The organism is Pseudomonas sp. Irchel s3f10 (assembly GCF_900187515.1).
In the GTDB taxonomy this organism is placed as follows: Bacteria; Pseudomonadota; Gammaproteobacteria; order Pseudomonadales; family Pseudomonadaceae; genus Aquipseudomonas; species Aquipseudomonas tensinigenes.
In genome coordinates, this window is record NZ_FYDZ01000002.1 from 820,574 (window position 1) to 844,696 (window position 24,123).

Sequence of the window (24,123 nt, forward strand, 5' to 3'; positions counted from 1 at the left end):
CGTCACTCCGGCAACAGCGTGCCGGGGTTGAGGCGCCCGGCCGGATCGAAATGTTTGCTCAGTGCCTGCAAGGTATCCATCGCCAGTGCGCCCTTCTCCCGTCGCAGATACGGCGCGTGATCCTTGCCGACACCGTGTTGGTGACTGATGGTGCCGTGGTTTTCGACGATGGTTTGGCTGGCCGCATGTTTGAGCGCTTTCCAGCGCGCCAGCGTCGCGGGGTAATCCGCCGACGGGCGAAACACGTAGGTGGTGTAGATACTCGAACCTTCGCCGTAGACGTGGGACAGGTGGGTGAACACATGCACGCGTTCGCCTTCGGCGGCCAGGGCATCGCGCAGGCTGTTTTCGATGAGGTTGAGCAGGTTGTCGACGTTGCTCCAGTCGGTAGCGGTTTCGAGGGTGTCGACCACGTAACCGGCGTTCCACAGGTTCTCGCGCAGGTAAGGGAAACGGAAGCGGTTCTGCGCCCATTTCTTGCCGAGCAAAGTGCCGGTGAACACGCCGCCGAAGGCCTTCAGATGTTGCCGCGCCTGGGTCAGCGACAATGCGTTTTGTCGACGATTACCGGTCACGCCGAAGGTCAGCAGGCATTTGCCCGCACCCGCGCCACGCAGATTCAGGTACTTTTCCAGCCAGGCGATTTGCTGTGGATGACCGGCCAGCGCCAGTTGCGTTTCGGTTTCCACGGCGTTGGACAGGCGCAGCATCGACAGCGGTACGCGTGCCTGGGCCAATTGGCGAATGGCTCTGAGTGCCTGCGGCCAGTCGGGGAGAAACACACCGTAAAAACGTTCATCGGCAGGCAGCGCGCTGACTCGCACCTTGACCTCGGAAATGATCCCGAAACGCCCCTCGCAACCGAGCACCACTTCGCGCAGATCAGGGCCCGCTGCAGAGGCCGGGAAGGTTGGAATGTGCATCGGCCCGGCGAACGTTTCCAAAGTGCCGCCGGCAAATAACTGCTCGATCCGGCCATAGCGCAACGACTGCTGACCACTGGAACGGCTGGCCACCCAACCGCCCAGCGTCGACAGCTCCCACGACTGCGGGAAATGCCCCAGCGTGTAGCCCCGCGCCCGCAGCTGACTTTCCACCTGCGGCCCACTCGCACCGGGGCCGAACGTCGCCAGCAGGCTCTGTTCGTCGAGATCGATCAGGCGATTCATCCGCGCCAGCGACACCGTCACCACCGGCCGCGCAGAATCCGGCGGATTGATGTGCCCGGCCACCGACGTGCCGCCGCCATAGGGGATCAGGCACAAGTCCTGTTCGTGAGCCAGCGCCAGCAACTGGCGAATGTGTTCAGCGGTCTCGGGGAACGCCACCGCATCCGGATAATTGCCCAAAGCACCTTCGCGCAACGCCAGCCAGTCCGGCAGGCTCTGGCCCCGCGCATGCAACAAACGGTCATGGGCATCGACGCTGTACAACGTGTGCGCCGGTAACCGCGAGGCCGGCACCCAGGCCAATGCAGCTTCAAGCGTGGCATCGGGCAGCGCTCGCCCCTCGCCCAGTCGTTTATGAAGAAACTCCGCGCCCTGGGCCGGCAGTTCGACCACCGTGCTTGCCTCTCCCCAGCCGTTCCAGCGTCGCATGCGTGTGTCCTTCTAACCGTCAGATCAGTGATATTTCAGGCCCCCATACTAGCCAGCGGCCGCAAAGTGTCACGGTCGCATCCGGCCAGTTCGTGTAGCCAATTGAGTCAAACGTCGCGCAAGCGTCAGCCATTTACTTTAGTCGGGGTTTCAAATTACCTTTCAGGCTATTCGTCCGCCTCCGCCGCCATTGATCAAAGGAATGGGATCATGCAATCGCTCGGCTTCACCTCGGTTCCGCCGCTGCTCAAATACCTGCGCCACGCCGAATACTTGGGCATGGCCATCGAGCCGGCGTTGGCGGCAGCGGGTTTGCAGGCGCAGCAGTTGAGCGACAATACCCTGCGTTTGCCCGGTGAGGCGCATGAACGCTTGCTGGAGTATTTCTGCGAACACTCGGGCGATCCGTTGTTCGGGCTCAACGCTGCCAATTTCGTCCTGCCCAATTCGTGGAGCGTGCTCGGTTACATCACCATGAACTGCGCAACGCTGGGCGATGCGATGAGCCGGATCATGCCGTTCGAAAAACTGGTGGGGGACATGGGCGTGAGTCGCGCCGAGGTGCAGGACGGCCATGTGCATCTGATCTGGACCTGTCGCTATCAGCGCCCGCGAATTCGTCGGCATCTGGTGGAAAACGTCCTCGGTTCGTGGCTGCAATACGCGCGCTGGATCGCCGATACGCAGATGTCGCCGGCCGGGGTCTGGCTGGAACATTCATGCCCGGCGGAGGCGACGCCGGCGCAGTACGAAGCGTTTTTCGATTGCCCGGTGTTGTTCGATCAGCCGTATTCGGCGCTGGTCGTGCCGCTGGCGTATTTGCAGTTGCCGTTGCGTCAGGCGGATGCGCAGTTGCTGCGGACGCTGGAAGAACATGCGTTGGGATTGATGGCGACGCTGGAGGATGCGTCGCTTGAGCAGCAGGTGAAGAACATCCTGCGGCAGTTGCTCAAGGAAGGCTTGCCGCGCAAGGAGCAGGTTGCCGAACAGTTGAGCGTTTCGGTGCGAACGTTGCAGCGACAGTTGCATCAGGCGGGGACGTCGTATCAGCAGATTCTCGATGATTTGCGTCAGGAGCTGGCTGAGCATTATTTGCTCAACAGCACGTTGCCGATTCAGGACATTGCGCAGTATCTGGGGTTTACCGAACCGAGGTCGTTTCACCGCACGTTCAAGAGTCGACGCGGGATGCCGCCGGGGGAGTTTCGGCAGATGCATCGGGGATGATTGCACGGGCCTCATCGCGAGCAGGCTCACTCCTACAATTGATCTCCAGTGAACGCAGATTCCGTGTCCGGCACAATCCCTTGTAGGAGTGAGCCTGCTCGCGATGAGGCCAGCCGCCACAACACAATAAACACTTTTATCTATAGGTGTTTAAAGACACTCAGCGTTACGCGAAACAGCCCACAAATCCTTGCGCCGCTGCCTACGCCTGCGCCAGAATCCGCCGGCTTGTGCGCCCTGAGCATGCTGCGTAACTTGATTCGGTCACTGATTCCCAGTGATCGGGTTTAGTAGCCCGGTGGTAATTCTGCTGGTCGTACATTCATCACAGGTACTCGCGTATCTGAGCTTTATGGTGGCTGTACGCAGGGCGCTTCGGCGCGCCGGCTTAGCTGAGTTCCCCGGTCTACTAACCTGCGTACAGCTGCCACCCTTTCGTTTAGTAGCCAAAGGGTTGCCGCTCAACAAAGGGAACACAGCTATGTTCAAGATAACGCCAAATCCGCCGGTCACCGACCCGGCCTCCCCCTACGAATCCGCCGATTCAAAGAAATTCCACGAAGCCGCCGAGCGCGCACTCGACCACTATCTCGGTCCGACGAACGCCGACCTCATGGCCACGCCCTACACCCCCAACACGCTGTACATGGCCAACCCCAATGCCGACACCGAATCCCTGCTGGCCGACGCCAGCGAAACCCTGGGTTCGGCGACGGTCATGCTCAACAACCATGCCGCGCAGGTTGAAGGCACTCACCGCAAAACCCTGCAGGGCATTGCGCAAGTGGTGATGGTGGCGGAAATGGCCGTCAATCGCGTGTTGGACAGGTTAGTGCCGACCGAGTAACGAAAAAACCCGCGCCCCCAACTGTGATGGTTAGGTGGCGGGCTTCTTTTTGCGGTGGGCCATTTTCCCCTCACCCCAGCCCTCTCCCGGAGGGAGAGGGGGCCGACCGAGGTGTCTGGCGCCATACATCGACCTGAATGACCGAGTCGATTATGGATTCGACCGAGCAGGTTCAGGTCGGTGTATCTCTCAAGCATCCCCAGATCGGTCCCCTCTCCCTCTGGGAGAGGGCTAGGGTGAGGGTGAGGGTGAAGGGCCGACCGTGGGATCTTCGCTAAATACACCGACCTGAAAGTGCTGCTGTGAATCCATAATCGCTGCAGATCTTTCACGTCGATGTACAGCGCCAGACACCTCGGTCAGTCCCCTCTCCCTCTGGGAGAGGGCTAGGGTGAGGGGCTTTTCAGCTCAGAGACAAATCGCGTTGGTAAACACCAGCCGATTACCAAACGGATCAACGATCGTCATGTCCTGGCTCCCCCACGGCATCGCCTGAATCCCTGGATGCGAAAACTTGTAATCCTTGGCCACCAACTGCTGCTGAAACGCCTCCAGTTCATCCGTCTCGATGCGCAGCGCCGAACCCGGGCACGCATCGCCATGATGCTCGGACAAATGCAAAACACACTCGCCACGAGACACCTGCAGATACAGCGGAAAATTCGCCTCGAAGCGATGCTGCCAGTCGATCTTGAAACCCAGAAAGTCGACGTAAAACTCGACAGCTTTGGCTTCATCGAAGATCCGCAGGATCGGGGTGGTTTTGCCGAAGCTCATGGGGTGCTCCCTGACTGGTTGGCCCGACAGTGTAGCTGGGCTGGATGTCAGCAAGTCGGCCTGTTGATGGCTTTCTTTAGTCGCAATGTGCCATCACTGTGATCCAGTCCGCGAAACCTCAGTGAAAGTTGTCGCGCAGATCACCCTGTCGAGCGAGAAAACGCCCTTCCCTGCGCCCATTCGCCTGCCCGTCGCGATAACTCAATACACCGTTGATCCACACGCCATCGATGCCCTGCGCTGGCCGTTGCGGATCATTGAAATCCGCGACATCACGCACCGTCGCCGGATCGAACAACACCAGATCCGCCCAATATCCCTCACGAATCTCGCCTCTTTCCTTCAAACCAAATCGCGCCGCCGACAACCCGGTCATCTTGTGCACGGCGGTGTGCAGCGGAAACAGCCCGACATCACGACTGAAATGGCCCAACACCCGTGGGAAAGCGCCCCACAGGCGTGGATGCGGGAACGGGTCTTCCGGCAGTCCGTCAGAACCGACCATCGACAACGGATGGGCGAGGATTCTTCGTACATCCGCCTCGTCCATGCCGTAGTACACCGCGCCGGCCGGTTGCAGGCGTTTGGCGGCGTCGAGTAGCGGCACGTTCCATTCGGCGGCAATGTCGATCAGGTCGCGGCCGCTGACCTCGGGGTGCGGCGTCGACCAGGTGATGGTGATGCGATGCGCATCGGTGACTTGCTTCAGATCCAGCGTCGAAGAACTCGCCGCATACGGGTAGCAATCGCAGCCGACCGGGTGGGTTTTCGCAGCCTCTTCCAATGATGCAAGCAGCTCGGGACTGCGCCCCCAGTTACCGACACCGGCACATTTGAGGTGGGAAATGATCACTGGCGATTTCGCATGTCGACCGATTTGAAAAGCCTCATCCATCGCTTCCAGAACCGGGGCAAATTCGCTGCGCAAATGGGTGGTGTACACCGCGCCAAAGGCCGTGAGTTCTTCAGTCAGTTGCATCACCTCATCGGTGGAAGCGTTGTAGGCGCTGGCGTACGCCAGACCTGTGGATAAACCCAATGCACCGGCCTCAAGGCTTTCGCGCAACTGCTCACGCATCGCGGCGATTTCTTCTGGCGTCGCGGTACGGAACAAATCATCCAGATGATTGCTGCGCAGCGCCGTATGGCCGATCAGTGCCGCCACGTTCAGCGTGGTATTGGCCGCTTCCACCGCCGCGCGGTAATCGCTGAACCGTGGATAAACAAACGCCGCCGCTGTGCCGAGCAGGTTCATCGGATCCGGCGGATCGCTCTTCAGGATCACGGGAGAAGCGCTGATCCCGCAGTTGCCGACAATCACCGTGGTCACGCCTTGGCTGAGTTTTGGCAGCATCTCTGGCTGACGAATCACCGCGGTGTCGTCGTGGGTGTGCACGTCGATAAAACCCGGCGCCAGCACACGCCCGGCCGCGTCGATTTCTTCCATCGCCGTGGCATCGTGCAAATCACCGATGCGCTCGATGCGACCGTCAAGAATCGCCACGTCGGCCTTGTAGCCGGGCACGTTGCTGCCATCGATGATCAGGGCATTGCGAATCAGGGTGTCGTACAGCATGTCAGTCTCCCAGCGGCAGGTGATCGTCGCCGCCACGGTATTCGTCGAGGGCGAGTTTGATCCGCCGCAGACGTTCTTGATTGTCTTCAGGATTGGCCAGCGCCAGCTCAGTGGCGAGTACGTCGATGGCGAGCAGCATGCCGTAGCGCGCCGCCGTCGGTTTGTAGATGAACGAGGTTTCTACGCCTTGCAGCGGCAGGACGATGTCGGCCAGTTCGGCCAGCGGCGAATCGGCGCGGGTGATCGCCAGAATGCGTGCGCCGTAGTTGCGCGCCAGCTCGACAGTCTCGAGCAATTCCGGGGTGATGCCGGTCAGCGAACAAACGATGAGCACTTGCTCGGCGTTCAGGCTGGCGGCGGTGACGCGCATCATCACCGCGTCATGGCACACGGCAATCGGGTAGCCGAGGCGCACCAGGCGTACCTGCAATTCGTCGCTGCACAGGGTCGAGCAACCGCCCATGCCGAAGGCGTGAATCATTCGTGCCTGGCCGAGCATCTTCACCGCATCGGCAAAGCGTGATTCATCGAACCCGGCCAGATGCTGGCGCAGTGTGGTTTCGATGTCGCCGACGATCTGCCCGTAGAACGCCGACTGCTCAGGCGTGCCCGCCGGGTCGAGAAAACGGCTGCCGACGCCGCTGGCCTGAGCCAGTTGCAGGCGCAGATCACGCAGGTCGCGGCAACCGACCGTGCGGGCAAAACGCGACAGCGTAGCGGTGCTGACTTCGGCGCGCTGTGCGAGGTCTTCGAGGCTGGCGCTGGCGGCGAAACCAACGTCATCGAGCATCAAACGGGCGATGCGGCCTTCACCGGCGCTGAAGGAATCCTGGCGGGCGCGGATCTGGTAGAGGATGTCCATGGGCGGCGGGCTCCGGTTACAGCAGGTAAGAAAGGCCGATGGTCAGACCAAAAGCGACCAGCGAGATCAGCGTCTCGAGCACGGTCCAGGTCTTGAACGTCTGCGCGACCGTCATGTTGAAGTATTCCTTGATCAACCAGAAGCCGCCGTCGTTGACGTGGGAAAAGATAACCGAGCCCGCGCCGGTCGCCAGCACCAACAGCTCAGGGTGTGGATAACCCAGACCAATGGCCACCGGCGCAACCACGCCGGACGCGGTGGTCATCGCCACGGTCGCGGAACCCGTGGCTATACGCATCAGCGCGGCGAACAACCAGCCCATGATCAGCGGCGACAGCTGGAATTCGTGGGCGAGGCCGACGATCTGATCGGTCACACCGGCATCCACCAGAATGCGGTTCAAGCCACCACCGGCACCGACCAGCAACGTGATGCTGGCAGTCGGCGCCAGGCATTCGTTGGTGAATTTGAGGATCGATTCGCGGTTGAAACCCTGGGCGATGCCCAGCGTCCAGAAGCTCAACAAGGTCGCCAGCAACAGCGCAATCACCGAGTTGCCGATGAACAACAGGAACTGGTTGAAACTGCTGCCCGGGGTGGAAATCAGGTTGGCCCAACCACCAATCAGCATCAACACCACCGGCAACAGAATGGTCGCCATGGTGATGCCGAAACCCGGCAGTTTGTCGCGCGGTTCGCGGTCGAGGAATTGCTTTTCCAGTGGGTTATCCACCGGCAATTGAATGCGCGGCACGATGAATTTGGCATACAGCGGGCCAGCAATGATTGCCGTTGGAATGCCGATGGCAATCGCGTACAGCAAGGTCTGCCCGACCGACGCCTGATAAACCTGCACTGCCAACATCGCCGCCGGGTGCGGCGGCACCAGCGCATGCACCACCGACAGGCCGGCGACCATTGGCAAACCGACCATCAGAATCGACACGCCAACGCGCCGCGCCACAGTGAATGCAATCGGCACCAGCAACACAAAACCGACTTCGAAGAACAGCGGAAGCCCGACCAGAAACGCGATGCAGACCATCGCCCAGTGCGCGTTCTTCTCACCAAACTTGTCGATCAGCGTGCGCGCCATCTGCTCGGCGCCGCCAGACTCGGCCATCATCTTGCCGAGCATCGTGCCCAGCGCGACCACCAACGCAATATGCCCCAGCGTCTTGCCCACCCCGGCCTCATACGCCCCCACCACACCCGACGGCGGCATCCCCGCGACCAGCGCGAGACCAATGGAAATCAGGGTGATGACGATGAACGGATTGAGCCGGTAACGGGCGATCAACACGATCAGCGCGATGATGGCGACGGCGGCATACACCAGCAGCCAATAGCCGAAGGAAGGTGTCATGCGGTACTCCTCGAAAGGGTCACGTTCGAATGGGTTGTGAAACTCATAAATCATTTCGAGATCGAGATTTCAAACCGCATGAAAGTAATTTTCGCGGAGAGGCAAGGTGTGTCGCTGATGGATATGTCTTGTCGTGATTAATGAAAATCACGGGGCGGGATTTACATGCTTTTACAGCCAACACAGCCCCCTGTAGGAGTGAGCCTGCTCGCGATTGCGCCGTAACAGTCAATATCTTCATTGGCTGAATGACCGCTATCGCGAGCAGGCTCACTCCTACAGTTTTGATCGCATTCCTCCAGACAGAATGCGCAAAACCTTTGGGAGCTAGTGGACGACTCACACCATTTCGTTACGAATCCATTCAACCACCGACGTGCGCTTCGGTGCCCAGCCCAGCAGTTCGCGGGCGTGTTTGCCGCGCACTCGGCTGTTGGAGCCGAGGCCGTAGTTGGCCATTTCGTAGCCCCATTCGGCTTCGGCGTCTTTCAGTGGCCAGTCTTGTGGTTGGCCCAGATTGAGGGCCTCGGCCATGGCGGTGGTCATGTCGATGAACGAGGCTTCACCGCTTTCAACGAAGTAGAACGTGCCCGGGACGTTTTTGGTCAGCGCCAGCAGATACAGGGCAACGACGTCTTCGATGTGCACGTTGGACCAGATGTTCTGGCCTGTGCCGACGTGGCGCACCACGCCGCTTTTGCGTGCTTGCTTGAGCAGTCGTGGCAATTGCACGCTGTCGCGGTTGACGCCCAGGCTGTGGCCGTAGATCAGCGTGTTGCAGATCACTGCCGAATTCACGCCGTCCTTCGCCGCGGCGAGGATCAGGTTGTCGATGGCCACGCGGGCGGCCTTGTCGACGGTCGGTTCCGGCAGGTTGTCTTCGAAATAGATGACGTCGCTGGACTTGCCGCCGGATGCATCGCCAACAATGCTCGAACCGCTGGTGTGCAGGAATACTTTGTTGGAGCCGCGCAACGCGTCGAGTAAGGCTTCGACCGCACCGCGATGGTCGCTGCTGGCGGCGTTGATCACCGCATCGGCAGCACGGGCTTGTTCAGCGAGCAGTGCTTTATCGTCGAGAGTGCCGATGACCGGGGTGATCCCGATGGCTTTCAGCTCTTCAGCCTGTTCGGCGCTGCGCACCAAACCGGTGACTTTATGACCGGCCTGAACCAGACCGGTAGCAATCGAGCCACCGATAAAACCGGCAGCGCCGGTGACGAATACGTTCATGGAGTAACTCCCTGCGTGAGTAAGTGATGGGACGAGTATCGACCTGTGGGTCGGAGGGAAAAACCCGCCCCCGGCCAATTCACTCTTGCGCAGAGGTCACGAATCAGCCCTTGAAATCGGCGCTGGCGTAAGCAGCGAGTTTGCTCTGGATAAAGTCGAGGAAGCATTGAATGCGCAGCGCCAGTTGCGAGTTACGGTAGTACACGGCGTTGATCGGCTGGCGATAACCGCTGTTGAATTCGCCGAGCAGGACTTTCAATCGCCCGGCACGGATGTCGTCGATGGTCATGAAATGCGACAGGCAAGCGATGCCCTGCCCTTCCAGCGCCAGGTGGCGCACGGTCTCGCCGCTGGAAGCACTGATCGCCGGGGTGATCGGCCAGCGGTCACCGTGGACATAGCGCAACGGCCATTGGTTGAGGCCTTCGTTCTGGGTGAAGCCAAGCAAGGTGTGTTCGCTCAGATCGGCGACTTGCTGCGGCGCGCCATGTTTTTCCAGGTAGGCGGGGCTGGCGACGATCAACAGCGGGCTGCAGCCGAGCGAGCGCGCGTGCAGCGTCGAATCGGCGAGGGTGCCGATACGGATGGCGATGTCGGTGCTTTGTTCCAGCAGGTCAATGATCAGGTCATTGCTGTTGAGTTCGAGCTGGATGTCCGGATAGAGCCGGCGGAATTCGTCGATGTACGGGACCACCGCGTGGAGCATGAACGGTGACGCGGCGTTGATCCGCAAGCGCCCGGACGGGGTTTGCTGACGTGAAGACAGACGCTCTTCGAGTTGCTCCATCTGATCGAGAATCAGCTTGGCCTGCTCGAAGAAATACTTGCCCTCTTCGGTCAGATCCATGCGCCGCGTGGTGCGGTTGATCAGCGTGGTGTCGAGCTTGGCTTCCAGCTTCGACAACGTGCGGCTGACCGCCGACGGCGTTTGCCCGACCTGTTCGGCGGCGGCGGAAATCGAACCGCATTCGATCACGCAGACGAAAATCTGCAACTCATCGGATCTGGCTTTCACGGGTGTCCTCTTTGAGATCGCCAAGATCGCAGATGACTGCAACTCTCTGTAGGAGCTGCCGCAGGCTGCGATCTTTTGCTGTTACCACCGATAGTAGCCCGAAACCATTCAGCCCTTGAGACCAAACACCTCGGTCAAATGCTGCTCATAACGCGCCACATCAGCCTCGATGTTCGGACGTTTCATCACGTCCACACACAAAAAGGTCGGCAACCCGGTCATGCCCAAAAATTCATTGGCCTTGTGAAACGGGAAGTACACCGCATCCACGCCTTTGGCTTCAAAGAAGTCAGTCGGGTCATCGAACGCTTGCTGCGGTGCATTCCAGGTCAGCGACAGCATGTATTGCTTGCCCTGAATCAGACCACCGCTGCCGTACTTCTGCGAGGCGTCGGAACGGGTGCGGCCATCGCTGGCGTAGAGGCTGCCATGGCCTTCGGTGAAGACTTCGTCGAGGTACTTTTTCACCGTCCATGGCGCGCCCATCCACCAGCCCGGCATCTGATAAATGATCACGTCGGCCCAGAGAAATTTCGCCACCTCTTCGGCAACGTCGTAGCCCTCGTCGATGAAGGTGGTTTTCACATCGACACCGCCGCGATCCAGCACGCTCAACGCGGCTTCGTGCAGGGTGGTGTTGTAGCGACCATCGGAGTGAGCGAATTTTTTACCGCCATTGAGCAACAGCACTTTTTTCATGAGAAAGCCTCGGCGCAGCCAGTGGGCTGGATGGAGAAGGGAAACTGGAATGGCGGCAGGTTAACGATCCGCCTCGCGCGGAATAAGGCCTGATTGCGCAAAATACATTTGATCAAAAGGCACGAATCCATCGCCGATTGTTGCAATAACATCCGCGGCATTCTGAATTTGAGGAGTCGTTGTGATGAGTGAACGCTTGGGTTTTATCCTGCACGCCAAGACCCGCCCGGAAAAAGCCGAGGCTTTCGAAGCGCTGTTTCGCGCCTATGTCGAACCGAGTCGCGCTGAGCCGGGCTGTATCGAGTACCACATGCTGCGCGACAAGCAAGATCCGACGCTGTTTATCTTCTACGAGATCTGGGCGTCGCAAGCGCACCTGGATGTGCATTCGAATCTGCCGCATATGAAGGCATTCTTTGAACAGCGCATGGACTATCTGGAGCGCGATTTCGATATCCGCCAGATCGAAATGCTCAGCGAGGCTTCGGCTAACCGCTGATCAACAAATGGGCGCCGAGTGCGCCCATACCAATAAAGAACACCCGCTTGAACAGCACGGCGCTGATGCGTTCGCGCAGCCATTGACCAAGCAACATGCCGAGAATGGCCGGGATCAGCGCCAGCAGCGAAGCGCTTAGTTCGCCGCCACCGAGGGCGCCACGCCAGAGCAATCCGGCGGCCAGCGCCAACGTCGAAACGGTGAAAGACAGGCCCAGCGCCTGCACCAGTTGATCGCGATTCAAGCCCAGCGCTTGCAGGTACGGCACCGCTGGAATCACGAAGACGCCGGTGGCCGAGGTGATGACACCGGTGATCAAACCGCACGCCGGCCCCAGCCAGCCTTCATGGCGTGGATTGACGCTCAGCGTTGGCAGAAACAAACCAGTCAACGCATAGAGCAACAGGGCCGCGCCGAGCCCGCGCACCACCCAATGCCCGCCCGTCATGCCGATCGACAACGTGCCGATAGCGGTGCCGAGGAAGATCATCAGCAGCATTGGCGAGAGGCGTTTGATCAGTCCTTTCAAATGCCCGCCGAATGCCAGTTGCCAGACATTGGTCAAGGTTGCCGGGATGATCAGCAACGCGGCTGCCTGCGACGGCGCCATAGCCAGACCGAGCAGGCCCATGGCGACGGTGGGCAGGCCGAGGCCGATCACGCCTTTGATCAGACCGGCGAGAATGAAGGTCATGATGACCAGCAGGGACAGGGCCAGACCGAGGTGTTGGTAGAAATCTGTGAGTGTGTTCATGGCGCTACTGTGCGCCAGTCGGGGTTGGCTGAAAATCTGCCATATACTGAGGCTGCCTCCGCCCTGACAAGAGGCTGATATATTTTTGAGGCTTCTGGCCTCATCGCGAGCAGGCTCACTCCTACAGGTTTTGCGTTCGCCACAGATCCCATGTAGGAGTGAGCCTGCTCGCGAAGGGGCCCGCCCAGACACCACAAAAACCAGAGGCTGCCACTATGCACTTCGACCTCACCGACCTGCGCCTCTACCTGCACATCCTCGACACCGGCAACATCACCGCCGGCGCCGCCCGCAGCCATTTATCCTTGGCCGCCGCCAGCGCCAGAATCCGCGCCATGGAAGCCTCGCTTGGCGTTGATTTTCTCGAGCGCGGCCGACGCGGCGTCACACCGACGGCCGCCGGAAAGGCGCTGGCTCAGCACGCGCGCATCCTCCTGCAACAGGCCGAACGCCTGCAGCAGGATCTGGCCGACTATGCCCAAGGCGTCAAAGGTCAGGTGCGCTTGCTGTGCAACACCACGGCGATCACCGAATACCTGCCGGAAGTACTCGCGGACTTCCTGCGCGATCATCCCAATCTCGACATCGACTTGCAGGAACTGCCCAGCGCGCGCATCACCCACGCCTTGCGTCAGGGCGCGGCGGACCTCGGGATCGTCTCCGATGCGGTCGACACCCACGGTCTGCAGACCCGGCCCTTTCGCGACGATCCATTGGTACTGATCCTGCCCCCTGAGCATGTTTTGGCGAGTCAGGCGTCGCTGACATTTGGTGAAACCCTGGTGCACGACTATGTGGCGCTTGGCAGCCACAGCGCGCTGGCGATTCACCTGGAGGAACAAGCGCTGCACATCGGCCAGCGCATGTCGATCCGGATCCGTGCCGATGGCTTCGAGGGCGTCATGCGCATGGTGGCGCGAGGTGCGGGGCTGGCCATCGTGCCCAAGGTGGCCATCGAGCGCTGGGCGTCAGTGCACTCGGTAACGTGCCGGCCGCTGGACGAAGTCTGGGCCCATCGCACCTTGCAACTGTGCGCACTTGACTTCGACCACCTGCCCGGTTACGCCCGGTCCTTGTTTGATGCGCTGGAGCCTTGACTCTACCGCTAGGGGCAGACTCTATCCTGTGAGCTTCATTTCAGGAGTACACACAATGAGCAAACGAATGCTCGTGATACTGGGTCACCCCTCCACCGACAGCTTTTGCGGGGCATTGAGTGAGACTTACGTTCAGGCCGCCAAGGACGCCGGGCATGAGGTGCGGCTGTTGCGTCTGGATGCGCTGGAGTTCGACCCGGTCCTGCACGAAGGCTACAACAAGGTGCAGCCACTGGAGCCGGACCTGCTGCAAGCGCAGGCCGATATCACCTGGGCCGAACACCTGACATTCGTCTATCCGATCTGGTGGGGCGGGATTCCGGCACTGTTGAAAGGCTTTGTCGACCGGATCTTCCTGCCAGGTTTCGCTTTCAAATACCGCGAAGGCAAAGCCTTCCCCGACAAACTGCTCAAGGGCCGCACCGCGCATTTGCTGGTGACCATGGACACGCCGTACTGGTACTACAAATGGATCTACGGCATGCCGGGGCTGAATCAGATGCGCAAGACCACGCTGGAATTCTGCGGCATCAAGCCACTGAAGACGCTGACCTTCGGGCCGATCCTTGGCTCCAAGCCAAACCAGCGCGATGCCTGGCTGGAAAAGGCGCGCGTGACCGCCGCCGTCTAAGGCTTTCCAGCCGCCTCAACTGACGGCGCACAAGCCGCCGTCAGTGCCTCTTCGGGTTCCCTCCACGAGCCCGTCCGTCGCCTGTGCACGTCATTTACGCGCAGTTGCAATTTTCAGATGGTATTGGACATATAATCGCCGCCGATCCGGCATGACGCCTGATCGCGCTACGCTATGTTTGACCATCGAGACGGACCTTTATGTATATCGGCAAAGCCGCCCAGCTGTCGGGCACCACTGTCAAAAGCATTCGCCACTACGAAGAAATCGGCCTGTTGCCCGAGCCCAAGCGTGAAGGCAAATACCGCATCTACAGCCAGCAAAGTGTCGAGGTGTTGACGTTCATCAAGTGCGCCCAGCAACTGGGCTTCAAGCTCAAAGAGCTGCAGGTGATCCTCAACAACTACCGCGGCGACGAATTCCCGTGGGACATGGCGCAACGAGCCATCGCCGAAAAAAAAGCCGAACTGGTGACCCAGATCGGCGATTTGCAGCAATTGCATGATGGCCTCGAGGCGTTTGAACACAACCTCAACGACGCCCGCCAGGAATGTCAGTTCGAACGCATCGCCCGTTATGGCGAAAAAAACCCGGGCACTACTCTGAACTGAAAACCCTGCTGCGCCGCATGACCATGCTCGCCTGCCGCCTCAGGGCAGGCGCGCCCGGTCGTTGGCGAATCAGCCCGGCACCGTCTCTCCCTCTGTATGCAGTGCTGGAACCGGCGCATGCACCGGCGCAATCGCCGCAAAGAACCACGGCGATACCAGCGTCACCAAGACAATGGTCATGACCCCGCTGGAAAACAGCGCCATCGCCACCAATGCGCCGAGATCGACAATCGGCTTGAAGTCGGAAAACAGCAGCGCCATGAAGCCTACGGAGAAGATCACCACGTTGATCACCGTCGAACGGCCGACGCTGTGCATCGCCTGCAAAATAGCCGCGTCGATTTCAATACCCTGCTGCACCAGCAACTTGATGCGTGACAGCAGGTGCACCGCGTAATCGACCACGCCGACCACCAGGAACGTCACCAGCGTCGTGCCGATGTTCAGCTCAATGCCGAAGATGAACATGAAGCCGTACACCGTCACCGAGGTGGTCAGCAAGGTCAGCATGCCCAGCACTCCCAAGCGCACCGATTTCAGCCAGTACATCATCATCAGCGTGACGACCAGCAAGGCCAGGGAAAAACTCAGCACCTGGCCCTGAGTGATTTCCTGCAGTACGCCGGTCCAGATCAACGGCGTGCCGGCGTGGGTCACTTCCAGGTTGGCCGGTTTGTTCACCAGTAGCCAGGCGTCGAGGCGGTCGAGCATGCCCTGATAGTCGCTGGCGACCGACGAGGTCATGGTGTACAGAGTCAAGGCCTTGGAGAAATCGGCGTTGAGCACGTTGTTCAGGTCCGAGCCGCCACCGTTTTCGAACAGCATCACGTGCTGCTCGATCAGCGAATTGCCCGGCACTTCAAACTGCTCGACCTGCCCGTCGTCATTGATCGAAGTGACCTTCTCCACGGCATTCGGCACCCGCAGATACTCCGGGTTCATGTCGTTGAGCACCAGGTTCATGCGTTTGACGTAGGTGGCCAGCGAGTAGCCGTAACTGACGTTAGGTTGCTGTTTGATGAAGTGGTCGAGCTTGTCGATGAACTGCACCACTTCGGTGGTCAGCACGCCGCGCGGCTCCTTGCTGTCGATGGCGATCCAGCCCGGCGCCGTCCCCGCCACTTTGGCGTGGTTGATGAACTGATCGGACACACGAATGTGGCTTTCCGGCTTGAAGTAAGCGATGCCGGAGTCTTCAATGTCGACGCGGAAGGTGAACACGGTGGCCAGTGCCAGCAGCGGCAGAATGACCATAAGGATCGGTTTGCGAAAGCGGATCATCCAGGCACAGAACGCCACCAGATAGCGCGAGATGATCGAGTCCTGGTGCACCACTGCCTTGGCCTGCTGAGGCTGATCCTTGCCCCAGACCGCGATCCACGCCGGAATCAGCAACAGCGAAATGATCAGCGCCGCCGTCAGACCGATCGACATGAACACGCCGAAATTGCGGATGCTGACAATGTTGTTGGTGGTGGAAATCATGAACGTGGCGATGGTCGTCACGGTCGTCAACACCACCGGCACCACCATCAAGCGCTGGGTTTCGCGGTTGGCCTCGCGATTGCTCTTGCCGGCGTTTTTCTGCTCGTAATATTCAGCCATCACGTGGATCGCATCGGAGCAGCAAATGGTGAACAGGAACACCGGCAGCACACTGGTCAGCAGGTCGAACGGCACCCGCAACAGCGCCATCAGGCCCAAGGTCCAGATGGTGCAGAACAGAATATTGAACAGCGGCAACAGCACGCCCAGCGGTTTGCGGAAGAAGAAGATCAGCAGCAAGGTAATCAGCAGAAACACGATCGGGAACAACACCGCCAGGTCGTGATCAATGATTTCCTGCTGCGCGGCGATGAAGATCGGCATGCCGGCAATGAAGATTTCGTCCTTGTACTCCGGGTGCTCGGCCTGATATTGCGCGACGATGCCGCGCACGATCTGATAAGCCCGCAGTTGCGCCTGAGCGTCGTCCTGTTTGGTGCCGAGCTCAGCCACCAGCATCGCGACTTTCTTGTCCTTGGACACCACCCCGTCGACCATCAGTTCGTTGCCCATGATCTGCGACTCGACCAGCGCCGGGTCCATGTCATAGGCATTCAGGGTTTTGTGGATCAACAGCTCGCCGTCGTCGGTCAGGACGATGTTTTCCAGATCACCCATCGAGGCCATTTCGCGGATCGGGTTGATCCGCTCGGCGAGAAAGGTCAGGAACAGCTGATCATGGGAATCCCAGTTTTGACTTTGGGCATGATCACGCAGTGCCTTGGCGTTGGCGTAATCGTTCTGCGAAAAACCACCCTCGAGAATGTCCCGGGTCAACAACTGCGCACGGCTGTCGTCCGGGTGCCGGGCGACGATTTGCGCCAACTGATCCTTGTCGGCATCGTTGGCCAGGATCATCTTGCGCACCGACTGCGACATCGAAAACAGCGCGTTGAGCGTCGATTTGTTGAACACCGTCTGCGGGTTGTTCAGCGCCACCATGACCGAGTCGAACGTGCCGGTGAACTCACCCTGCAAATCGATAATGGTCTTGCGCGCCGGGTGGCTTTCCTTGAGCAGATAAGGGTTGGTGTCGGACACCAGCGCGCCCAGCGTATAGGTGAAATACGCCGTAATCGCCACCAGCAGGAAAACAATCGCCCGCGCATAGCGCTCGACGAAATTCAGATATCTTTCCATGATCATGCGGTTCCAGGTCGTCGGGGTCGGCGCTTAGCGGGCAGACACGGCAAATTCCGGCAGGTCACCGGTTTTCAGCCCGCGCTTGATGGCGGTCTGGGTGAACAGGCGATCTTCCAAGGAGACGTTGTACTGCAACTGGTTGAAGCGCATTTCCGAGCGCGTGCCGTCGATGAAGTGCTCGGTTTCACTGAGCACAATGCTGTCGATCGAGTCGATGGTCGCGACTTTCTGCGTGCGCATCTGCTTGATCAGCACACCTTTGACGTCGAAGAAATCCTGACGCATGACCAGGAAATTCTGCTTGTCGATCCACACCTTCAGCTTGTTGTAACCGGTCTTGGCCAGCACCTCGGGGGACGCCGGCTCGCGCTCGATCACGTAGCAGTCGCGGCCCTTGATCTGTTCTTCGCCGACGAGTTTCTGCGAGTAGTCCTTGACGCGGATCTTGTCCAGATCGGCATACGAGTACTCACTGCCCATGAACGAGCCGCGCTTGTCGGTGGTGGAGATGCGGCGGGTCTGGCGGCTGACCGGCAGGTACATCCACTGGCTGTCTTCCAGGCCGAGGGTTTCGTGCGGGTTTTCGATGTGGAAGGCCACGTCACGCACGTCAGTCGGCGCGGAAAAGTACATGCTGAACTTGTCGCTGTCCGGGTAATCCTTTTGCAGGTAGGTGAACTCGCGAACCCGGGTATTGCCTTTCTTGTCATGCAGGATCAGCGAAACCTGGGACATGAAGCTGTTCCCGTCATTGCGATCGCGTACCTGACGGATGATCTCATCGGCATTGCCAGCCTCGGCGGCACTGGCGCAGGCGCTACCGAGGATCAGTGCGGCGGTGGTCAGACTTTTCAAAAACGGCAACATAACAACTTCCTTTTCGTTGGATGAATGCACCTGCGCGCGCGCGGCAGGCGTGATGGGTCAGAACAGATAGCCGGCCGACAGCCGCACTTGATCGCGCTTGCTGTACTCGCCGAAAGTCTTCTCGGGCTTGCCGAAGAACACATCCACTTCCAGGCCGAGCTTGATGTAGTCGACCGGCTTGTAGGTGAAGATGCCTTGCAGCAAGGCGTCGTCCTGAAACGGCGGTGAGCCAGCGACCACCAGGCGACTTTTGAGGCGGTCCTGCCAATGGGTGCCTTCGGCCGACAGGGTGAACAGCGGTTCGTGTTTGTCCTGCAACATGCCGTCCTGCCAGTCGAGTAACACCTGCTCCTGCCACTGCGCGGAGATCAGCCAGTCGCGCAACAGGTAGTCGACACCCAGCAGCGACTTGACCATCGGCGTGCTGTCGGCACCGTAGGCGCGGGTCGGATTGGTCACGCGCCAATTGTCGAAATACGCGACCTCGCTGCGCACCACGATGCTGTGCCCGGCGTCGATCGCCAGCCCGGCACCGCCCATGGTGTAACGGGGAAACTGCCGCTCCAGCCGCGTGCGACCGTCGTCGGCGAGGCCTTCGACCGCGTACACCGGGTCTTGCTGACGGGCGCTCAAGGCAACAAAACTGGTGTCCACCGCGCCGATCCGGCCGTTGGCGCTCAGGCCATAGGAATAGCCCTTGTCGCCGTCATAGCCGGGCTTGGAGTCGAGCAGGAAATACTGCGGGTCCGGCGCGGCAAACAGTGGCGCGGCAAATTCACTGCCCTCAACCGGCGCCCGGTTTTTCACGAAGTCGGTGATCCACAGCGCCTCCAGTTCCCACTCGCCCAGCGGTTGCGCAAAACGCACCATGGGCACGGCGATGCGACTGTCTTCGAGCAGCGGCGTCAGGCCATCGCGATAGTCCAGCGGGTTGATCTGATCGAGCACGCGCAATTCATCCGCGCGGCCCCAGACCACTTGCTGCCAGCCCACTGTCACTTCACCGTCACCCAGCGAATGGCCGACGTAGAGGTGCCGCCAATCGGCGTCGAAACGGTACTTGTCCCGCGCCCGTTCGCTGTACGGATTGTTGCCGTCATAGCGCGCGTCATAACGCACACGGCCCTTGGCCTTGTAGTAACCGCCCTCCCAGTTGTCTTCCAGGTTGGCCTTGAAGTAGACGGCTTTCTGCGTGACCTGATCGTCACCGTGCAGACGCATTGCCGTGGCCACGCCGACTTCACCGTCGGCGTAATCAGGCTTCAGATCAGCGACGGTAAATTCGGCCATCGCGGTGGGCGCAGCCATGCACGCCCACACCGCACAAGCGATATGACTGTTGTGAAATCGAGGCATCGCTACATTCCCAACCCGACACCGCCATCGATCACCAGACTCTGCGCGGTCACCCCGCCAGCCTCGGGGCTGGCCAGGTAACGCACCATCGCCGCCACCTCCTCGCTCTGGATGAAACGGCGCATCGGCAGTTTCTTCTTCGCGTTACGCACGATCTGTTCCTGGGTGAGCCCGGCAATCGCCGCTTGCGTCGCCAGTTCACCCTGCAACATTGGCGTATCGATCCACGCCGGCAGAATCGCGTTAACGGTGATCTGCCGCGAAGCGAGATCTAGCGCCAGCGCCTTGGTCATGCCGACGATGCCGTGCTTGGACGCGCAGTACGCGGTGTTGCGCACCTTGCCGGCACGGCCGAGGATCGACGACATGTTGATGATTCGCCCTCGGTCGGGCATCAGTGCCAGACACAACGAGGTCACATAGAACGTACCGTTGAGATTGACCGAAATCACCTTGTGCCAGTTATGCAGATCCTCCGGCTCGTTCTCGTTGCAGATACCTGCACTGTTGACCAGCACATCGACGTATTCGACTTGCGAACCAAGGGTTTTGAAGAACGCCTCCATGGCCGGCAGGTCGGCAATGTTTGCTGCATGGGTTTCGACTCGCGCCTTGATCTGCTCCTGTTGCTCATCGACCCAGCGCTGCAGTTCGGCCAGATCGAGATCCAGCAGAATCAGGCGATTGTCGGCGTCGGCGGCGAAATTCTCGGCGACCGCACGGCCGATGCCTTTCGCCGCACCGGTGATCAGAATGGTTCGGCTCATGGCATTTTCAACCCGCCGTTGACCGACAGGACCTCCCCGGTCAGGTACAAACCGCGATCGGCGAGGTACAGCACCGCTTCGGCAATTTCTTCAGGTTCCGCGTAGCGTTTGATCAGCAGGCGCGACTGGATTTCTTCTTCCTGACTGCCGATCAGCGCGGTACTCATCTCGGTCTTGACGATGCCCGGGGCGACCGCGTTGACGCGAATGTTGCGCGGCGCCAGCTCCACCGCCAAGGCACGGGTCAAGGATTCGACCCCGCCCTTGGCGGCGGCATAGTTGCTTTGGCCTTTACCGGGCTTCTGCGCCGCCACCGAACTGATGTTGACGATGCAACCGCTGCGCTGACGCAACATGCCCGGCACCACCTGCTGACAGCAGAGCATCGTGCCGATCAGGTTGGTCTGGATCACGTCGATCAGGTCGCGCGCCGACATCGTCGCCAGCAAGCCGTCACGGGTAATACCGGCGTTGTTGACCAACAGATCGATACGCTGGAAATGCGCCTCGACCCGCTCGAAAAACGCCTTGATGCTGTCGCCGCTGCTGACATCGCACTGCAACGCCAGGCAATCGATGCCCGACGCCTGAACCTCATCGCGCAAGGTCATTGCCGCGACTTCATCGCGCACGTAACTGAACGCGATCTGATAACCCGCCCCGGCCAGGGTCTGGACAATCGACCGACCGATGCCACGACTGCCACCGGTCACCACTGCTACTTTATTCGGCATGACCGTTCCTTAGAGCGAGTTGTCGGTTTTGAACTGCGCGAGGCTGAAGCCGTGAGTCGCCGCGAGTGCACGAATCTGCTGCACTTGCTCGCGGCTGATATCGCCGTAGGAGTAGTGCTGTTTCATCCCGGACAGGCCCATCAGCACCGATTCAGCCATGCACGCGTACAACTGACCTTGCTTGAGATAGGCGCGAACGTTTTTCACCAGGCCATCGCCCAGCGGCGTCTGCACGATGCCGCCGTGCATGTAGAGCACGTCGGAGCGTTGGCTGGCGAGGTTCTGGTCAACGTTCAGCGGAACGGCGATGTCGCAGATCACGCTGTTTTCGGCGAAGTGTTCGGCAAAGAGAAACGGCTGCGGTGCGTTCGCCGCGCAGAGCACGATGCGTGCCTGTTTCAGCACATCAAGATCGTTGCTGACGGTGATGAAGGCGTTCGCGCCCAGGCGTTCTTCGACCAGTTTCGCCACGCGCAGCCCCAGATCGGCACTGCTGCCGTGGGCCTGCAAGAGTCCATCGATTCCATCAATTTGCTGCAGGCGACGGGCGAGGCGATCGTGTTCGGCGACACCCTTGAGGATCGCGCGGGCGGCTTCGGCGTAAATCTGATGAGCGGTTTTTTCCAGACGACGCAGGGAACCGTCGCGGCCGCTGCCGATAAGGATCAGGTGCTCGACACTGGTCGACAGCAGCGAGGCGTAGGTCGAGGCGATGTTCCCCGCCGCACCGACCACCGCAGCGGTTTGCGCGCTCAGTTCCAGGCCTTGCTGCTTGCAGCCCTGTTCGATGGCTTCCAGACCCATGCCGATGGTCAGCGCGTTGCCGGAAGTCAGTGCCATGTCGGGAATCTGCAAGGCCTGGCAGTTGTTGGTGACGATCGAGGTGTACATGCCCAGCCCAGCGACGGTGTAACCATCGGCGCGGGCATCCTTGATACGGTTGCCGACTTCTTCGCGGATGGTTTGCAGATCGCCGCTGGCGATGTACGCCGCCATGGCATCGGAATCCATGCACAGCGGGTACAGGGTGAACTCCACGGCGGTGCCGAGTTTCGAGCGAATCTGCACCGGTCCGATTGGCGCGGCACGGCGCTCGGGGGCCATGCGTTTGATGAACTCGCGTTTCTGCTCAGCGCTCAGGGTCGACAGTGACGGATCGACGTCGCTGAGCATGTCCGAATCAATCAGATGGTTGATGAACGCCACGCGCGCCACCACGCGCACGTTCTCGTCAGACTTTGGGCGGGTTTCGTCCTCCTTGAAGCTGACCTCACGAGCCGGCACCTGCGCGATGCTGTCGGCGCACACACCGGCCGCCAGCGGAAATGCATCACGCCGACGCAGCATGTCGCAGACTTTCTGCAGGGAGCCGATCAACCCGTCGATCTCTTCGAAGGTGATGCACACCGGCGGTTCCAGTCGGATCACATTGGCGTTGCTGCCGGACGGCGCCACGCGCAGGGATTCGAATTGCAGCAGGTAGCCGGCGATGATGTAGCCCAGCGCATCGTTGTACTGCGCCGACGCCTGAACCAGCGAACTGGTGCCGGTCAGATCGTGCAGTTCAAAGCCCAGCAGCAAGCCGCGACCACGCACGTCGGCGATCACGTCCGGGTAGGCCGCTTTGAGTTCCAGCAGCGAAGACTTGAGGTACTCGCCCTTCTTGTTTACGTCCTTGAGCATCGCGCTGTCGTTCTCGAACAGACGGCGCAGGGCCGACAGGGCGATATGGCAGGACGCATCATCTTCGGCAAAGGTCGAGCTGTGGATGTAGCTGAAATCGTTTTCGTAGTGGCTGGCGCGAATCACCGTCGCGGCAATCTTCATCAGACCACCGCCCAAGGCTTTCGACAGGCAGTAGTAATCACCCTGCAAGTTGAAATGGCTGGCGCCAAGCAAGGTGCCGGTGCGGCCGAAACCCGATTGCACTTCATCGATGATCAGCGGGCATTGCTGCTCGTTGCACAGGCGCCGCAGGCCGAGATAGAACTCATTGGCGAACTCGTTGATCCCGCCCTCGCCCTGGATCGGCTCCAGCAATACGGCGGTAATCGCGCTGAACGCTTCGCGGCGCACCTGCAGGGTTTCGCCGCTCCATTCCAGGCTCAGCCAGTGACGAATATGACGGGCCGGCAGCTCCTGCAATTGCTGTGGCTGTTGCGGGTCGATGAACTCGACGTTGAGACCGAAACGGGCGAACGGCTTGCGGTACTGCTTGCCATAGGTCAACTGAACGGTGTTCACCAGTTTGCCGTGGAAGCTGCCGCGCACAGCGAGGAACACCGGCTCGACATGCAGCTGCGCCAGGTTGTGCTGACGCACCGCTTCGGCCACTTGGCGCACGGTGACGCAGGACAGATTCTGCGGCAGCAGACCGGCGGGCAAATCGAGATCGTCGATGTCCAGTTCGACGTAAGCCTTGTCGCTGGCAACCAGATTGGCGAGGGCGAAATCGCGCTCGTCGAATTGCTTCTGCAGGTTTTTCTGACGACGGTATTCGGCGTGCTTGACGGCGATTTCCACCGACTCGGCGCCACTGTTGGAGAAGGTCGAAATGTAGCGCTCGCTGTTGTTCAGTTCACGGTTGAACGCTTCGCTGAGTTCACGCCCCAACTGCCCCGCCGCACCGCGCACCGACATCTGCGCGTTGAACGGCACATCGGCACGCAGCAGGTCGACGAGTTGATCGACAAATTGCGGATCGTTGTGGCCATACAGCGCGGCGCCGTAACCCCCAAGGAAGTCGGTGACGGTCACTTCGTCACCCTGGCGGTCGCGGTAAAACAGTTTGCTGCCCAGCGCTCTGTGGAACTGGCATTCGAGGCCCAGGGCCTGCATCAATTCTACGAATTTCGGCCGTACGTAATCGCGGTAATCCATGACAGTTCTATCCCTTAAGTAAAAAATCAGCTGCGTTTC

At 60.0% G+C, this 24,123-nt stretch carries 21 protein-coding genes; 6 read left to right on the plus strand and 15 right to left on the minus strand.

Features of this window, described 5'->3' with window-relative positions; genetic code table 11:
* Nucleotides 1-2 precede the first annotated feature (2 nt).
* Complete coding sequence (locus CKW17_RS08915; protein WP_095119564.1) at nt 3-1,598, minus strand: FAD-binding oxidoreductase; 1,596 nt, start codon at nt 1,596-1,598, stop codon at nt 3-5.
* 210 nt (nt 1,599-1,808) lie between these two features.
* On the opposite strand from CKW17_RS08915, the gene CKW17_RS08920 reads away from it, so the two are divergent.
* Together CKW17_RS08920 and CKW17_RS08925 are read left to right on the plus strand one after the other, a co-directional pair.
* The gene (locus CKW17_RS08920; protein WP_095119565.1) at nt 1,809-2,825 is read left to right on the plus strand and encodes an AraC family transcriptional regulator; all 1,017 of its coding nucleotides are present in this window, start codon (nt 1,809-1,811) and stop codon (nt 2,823-2,825) included.
* A 481-nt stretch (nt 2,826-3,306) separates the two neighbouring features.
* Complete coding sequence (locus tag CKW17_RS08925) at nt 3,307-3,672, plus strand: DUF6124 family protein (protein WP_095119566.1); 366 nt, start codon at nt 3,307-3,309, stop codon at nt 3,670-3,672.
* 408 nt (nt 3,673-4,080) lie between these two features.
* Here the strand turns inward: CKW17_RS08925 and CKW17_RS08930 are convergent, their stop codons facing one another.
* From CKW17_RS08930 to CKW17_RS08965, 7 genes are all read right to left on the minus strand, one after another.
* The gene (locus CKW17_RS08930; protein WP_007911550.1) at nt 4,081-4,449 is read right to left on the minus strand and encodes a glyoxalase superfamily protein; all 369 of its coding nucleotides are present in this window, start codon (nt 4,447-4,449) and stop codon (nt 4,081-4,083) included.
* A gap of 118 nt (nt 4,450-4,567) precedes the next feature.
* Nucleotides 4,568-6,025, minus strand: a complete 1,458-nt coding sequence (locus CKW17_RS08935; RefSeq protein ID WP_095119567.1) for an amidohydrolase family protein — start codon at nt 6,023-6,025, stop codon at nt 4,568-4,570.
* A 1-nt stretch (nt 6,026) separates the two neighbouring features.
* Nucleotides 6,027-6,887, minus strand: coding sequence for a MurR/RpiR family transcriptional regulator (locus tag CKW17_RS08940; RefSeq protein WP_095119568.1), 861 nt, complete (start codon nt 6,885-6,887; stop codon nt 6,027-6,029).
* A 16-nt stretch (nt 6,888-6,903) separates the two neighbouring features.
* Nucleotides 6,904-8,253: a GntP family permease gene (locus CKW17_RS08945; RefSeq protein ID WP_095119606.1), complete on the minus strand. Its 1,350-nt coding sequence runs from the start codon at nt 8,251-8,253 to the stop codon at nt 6,904-6,906.
* A 339-nt stretch (nt 8,254-8,592) separates the two neighbouring features.
* Nucleotides 8,593-9,486 (minus strand): NAD-dependent epimerase/dehydratase family protein, encoded by an 894-nt coding sequence (locus tag CKW17_RS08955; RefSeq protein WP_095119570.1) that lies wholly within the window; start codon nt 9,484-9,486, stop codon nt 8,593-8,595.
* 103 nt (nt 9,487-9,589) lie between these two features.
* Nucleotides 9,590-10,501 (minus strand): LysR family transcriptional regulator, encoded by a 912-nt coding sequence (locus tag CKW17_RS08960; protein WP_095119571.1) that lies wholly within the window; start codon nt 10,499-10,501, stop codon nt 9,590-9,592.
* Between the two features lie 108 nt (nt 10,502-10,609).
* On the minus strand, nt 10,610-11,200 hold the full coding sequence (locus tag CKW17_RS08965) for an NAD(P)H-dependent oxidoreductase (RefSeq protein ID WP_095119572.1): 591 nt from the start codon (nt 11,198-11,200) through the stop codon (nt 10,610-10,612).
* Between the two features lie 184 nt (nt 11,201-11,384).
* On the opposite strand from CKW17_RS08965, the gene CKW17_RS08970 reads away from it, so the two are divergent.
* Nucleotides 11,385-11,699, plus strand: coding sequence for a putative quinol monooxygenase (locus CKW17_RS08970; protein ID WP_095119573.1), 315 nt, complete (start codon nt 11,385-11,387; stop codon nt 11,697-11,699).
* Here CKW17_RS08970 and CKW17_RS08975 read toward each other — a convergent pair.
* The gene (locus CKW17_RS08975; protein WP_095119574.1) at nt 11,689-12,453 is read right to left on the minus strand and encodes a sulfite exporter TauE/SafE family protein; all 765 of its coding nucleotides are present in this window, start codon (nt 12,451-12,453) and stop codon (nt 11,689-11,691) included. The genes CKW17_RS08970 and CKW17_RS08975 overlap by 11 nt on opposite strands.
* Before the next feature lie 215 nt (nt 12,454-12,668).
* Here CKW17_RS08975 and CKW17_RS08980 point away from each other — a divergent pair, with 215 nt between their 5' ends.
* From CKW17_RS08980 to CKW17_RS08990, 3 genes are all read left to right on the plus strand, one after another.
* Nucleotides 12,669-13,550, plus strand: a complete 882-nt coding sequence (locus CKW17_RS08980) for a LysR substrate-binding domain-containing protein (protein WP_095119575.1) — start codon at nt 12,669-12,671, stop codon at nt 13,548-13,550.
* 55 nt (nt 13,551-13,605) lie between these two features.
* Entirely contained in the window at nt 13,606-14,181 is a 576-nt protein-coding gene (locus CKW17_RS08985; protein WP_034154374.1) for an NAD(P)H-dependent oxidoreductase, read from the plus strand.
* 200 nt (nt 14,182-14,381) lie between these two features.
* Nucleotides 14,382-14,792, plus strand: coding sequence for a MerR family transcriptional regulator (locus tag CKW17_RS08990; protein WP_095119576.1), 411 nt, complete (start codon nt 14,382-14,384; stop codon nt 14,790-14,792).
* 69 nt (nt 14,793-14,861) lie between these two features.
* On the opposite strand, the gene CKW17_RS08995 is transcribed toward CKW17_RS08990, so the two are convergent.
* The 6 genes from CKW17_RS08995 to CKW17_RS09020 form a co-directional block, all read right to left on the minus strand.
* Nucleotides 14,862-17,477, minus strand: a complete 2,616-nt coding sequence (locus CKW17_RS08995; RefSeq protein WP_095119607.1) for an RND family transporter — start codon at nt 17,475-17,477, stop codon at nt 14,862-14,864.
* Nucleotides 17,478-17,510: 33 nt separating this feature from the next.
* The gene (locus tag CKW17_RS09000; protein ID WP_095119577.1) at nt 17,511-18,347 is read right to left on the minus strand and encodes an outer membrane lipoprotein-sorting protein; all 837 of its coding nucleotides are present in this window, start codon (nt 18,345-18,347) and stop codon (nt 17,511-17,513) included.
* Between the two features lie 57 nt (nt 18,348-18,404).
* Nucleotides 18,405-19,637: a DUF1302 family protein gene (locus CKW17_RS09005; RefSeq protein WP_371850954.1), complete on the minus strand. Its 1,233-nt coding sequence runs from the start codon at nt 19,635-19,637 to the stop codon at nt 18,405-18,407.
* A gap of 68 nt (nt 19,638-19,705) precedes the next feature.
* Nucleotides 19,706-20,470 carry an SDR family NAD(P)-dependent oxidoreductase gene (locus CKW17_RS09010; RefSeq protein ID WP_095119579.1) on the minus strand — a complete coding sequence of 255 codons (765 nt, stop codon included), beginning with the start codon at nt 20,468-20,470 and terminating at the stop codon, nt 19,706-19,708.
* On the minus strand, nt 20,467-21,204 hold the full coding sequence (locus CKW17_RS09015) for a 3-oxoacyl-ACP reductase family protein (RefSeq protein WP_095119580.1): 738 nt from the start codon (nt 21,202-21,204) through the stop codon (nt 20,467-20,469). The genes CKW17_RS09010 and CKW17_RS09015 overlap by 4 nt, the downstream gene beginning before the upstream one ends.
* A gap of 9 nt (nt 21,205-21,213) precedes the next feature.
* On the minus strand, nt 21,214-24,084 hold the full coding sequence (locus CKW17_RS09020; protein WP_095119581.1) for an aminotransferase class III-fold pyridoxal phosphate-dependent enzyme: 2,871 nt from the start codon (nt 24,082-24,084) through the stop codon (nt 21,214-21,216).
* Nucleotides 24,085-24,123: the final 39 nt, after the last annotated feature.

Excerpts from the sequence above, each read along its gene's own strand:
- CKW17_RS08980 (WP_095119575.1), top strand. The coding sequence starts at position 12,669 with ATGCACTTCGACCTCACCGACCTGCGCCTCTACCTGCACATCCTCGAC.
- CKW17_RS09015 (WP_095119580.1), bottom strand. The coding sequence starts at position 21,204 with ATGCCGAATAAAGTAGCAGTGGTGACCGGTGGCAGTCGTGGCATCGGT.
- CKW17_RS08935 (WP_095119567.1), bottom strand. The coding sequence starts at position 6,025 with ATGCTGTACGACACCCTGATTCGCAATGCCCTGATCATCGATGGCAGC.
- CKW17_RS09010 (WP_095119579.1), bottom strand. The coding sequence starts at position 20,470 with ATGAGCCGAACCATTCTGATCACCGGTGCGGCGAAAGGCATCGGCCGT.
- CKW17_RS08995 (WP_095119607.1), bottom strand. The coding sequence starts at position 17,477 with ATGGAAAGATATCTGAATTTCGTCGAGCGCTATGCGCGGGCGATTGTT.
- CKW17_RS09020 (WP_095119581.1), bottom strand. The coding sequence starts at position 24,084 with ATGGATTACCGCGATTACGTACGGCCGAAATTCGTAGAATTGATGCAG.
- CKW17_RS09005 (WP_371850954.1), bottom strand. The coding sequence starts at position 19,637 with ATGGCCGAATTTACCGTCGCTGATCTGAAGCCTGATTACGCCGACGGT.
- CKW17_RS08920 (WP_095119565.1), top strand. The coding sequence starts at position 1,809 with ATGCAATCGCTCGGCTTCACCTCGGTTCCGCCGCTGCTCAAATACCTG.
- CKW17_RS08945 (WP_095119606.1), bottom strand. The coding sequence starts at position 8,253 with ATGACACCTTCCTTCGGCTATTGGCTGCTGGTGTATGCCGCCGTCGCC.
- CKW17_RS08925 (WP_095119566.1), top strand. The coding sequence starts at position 3,307 with ATGTTCAAGATAACGCCAAATCCGCCGGTCACCGACCCGGCCTCCCCC.
- CKW17_RS08965 (WP_095119572.1), bottom strand. The coding sequence starts at position 11,200 with ATGAAAAAAGTGCTGTTGCTCAATGGCGGTAAAAAATTCGCTCACTCC.
- CKW17_RS08955 (WP_095119570.1), bottom strand. The coding sequence starts at position 9,486 with ATGAACGTATTCGTCACCGGCGCTGCCGGTTTTATCGGTGGCTCGATT.
- CKW17_RS08985 (WP_034154374.1), top strand. The coding sequence starts at position 13,606 with ATGAGCAAACGAATGCTCGTGATACTGGGTCACCCCTCCACCGACAGC.
- CKW17_RS08915 (WP_095119564.1), bottom strand. The coding sequence starts at position 1,598 with ATGCGACGCTGGAACGGCTGGGGAGAGGCAAGCACGGTGGTCGAACTG.
- CKW17_RS09000 (WP_095119577.1), bottom strand. The coding sequence starts at position 18,347 with ATGTTGCCGTTTTTGAAAAGTCTGACCACCGCCGCACTGATCCTCGGT.
- CKW17_RS08940 (WP_095119568.1), bottom strand. The coding sequence starts at position 6,887 with ATGGACATCCTCTACCAGATCCGCGCCCGCCAGGATTCCTTCAGCGCC.
- CKW17_RS08990 (WP_095119576.1), top strand. The coding sequence starts at position 14,382 with ATGTATATCGGCAAAGCCGCCCAGCTGTCGGGCACCACTGTCAAAAGC.
- CKW17_RS08930 (WP_007911550.1), bottom strand. The coding sequence starts at position 4,449 with ATGAGCTTCGGCAAAACCACCCCGATCCTGCGGATCTTCGATGAAGCC.
- CKW17_RS08970 (WP_095119573.1), top strand. The coding sequence starts at position 11,385 with ATGAGTGAACGCTTGGGTTTTATCCTGCACGCCAAGACCCGCCCGGAA.
- CKW17_RS08975 (WP_095119574.1), bottom strand. The coding sequence starts at position 12,453 with ATGAACACACTCACAGATTTCTACCAACACCTCGGTCTGGCCCTGTCC.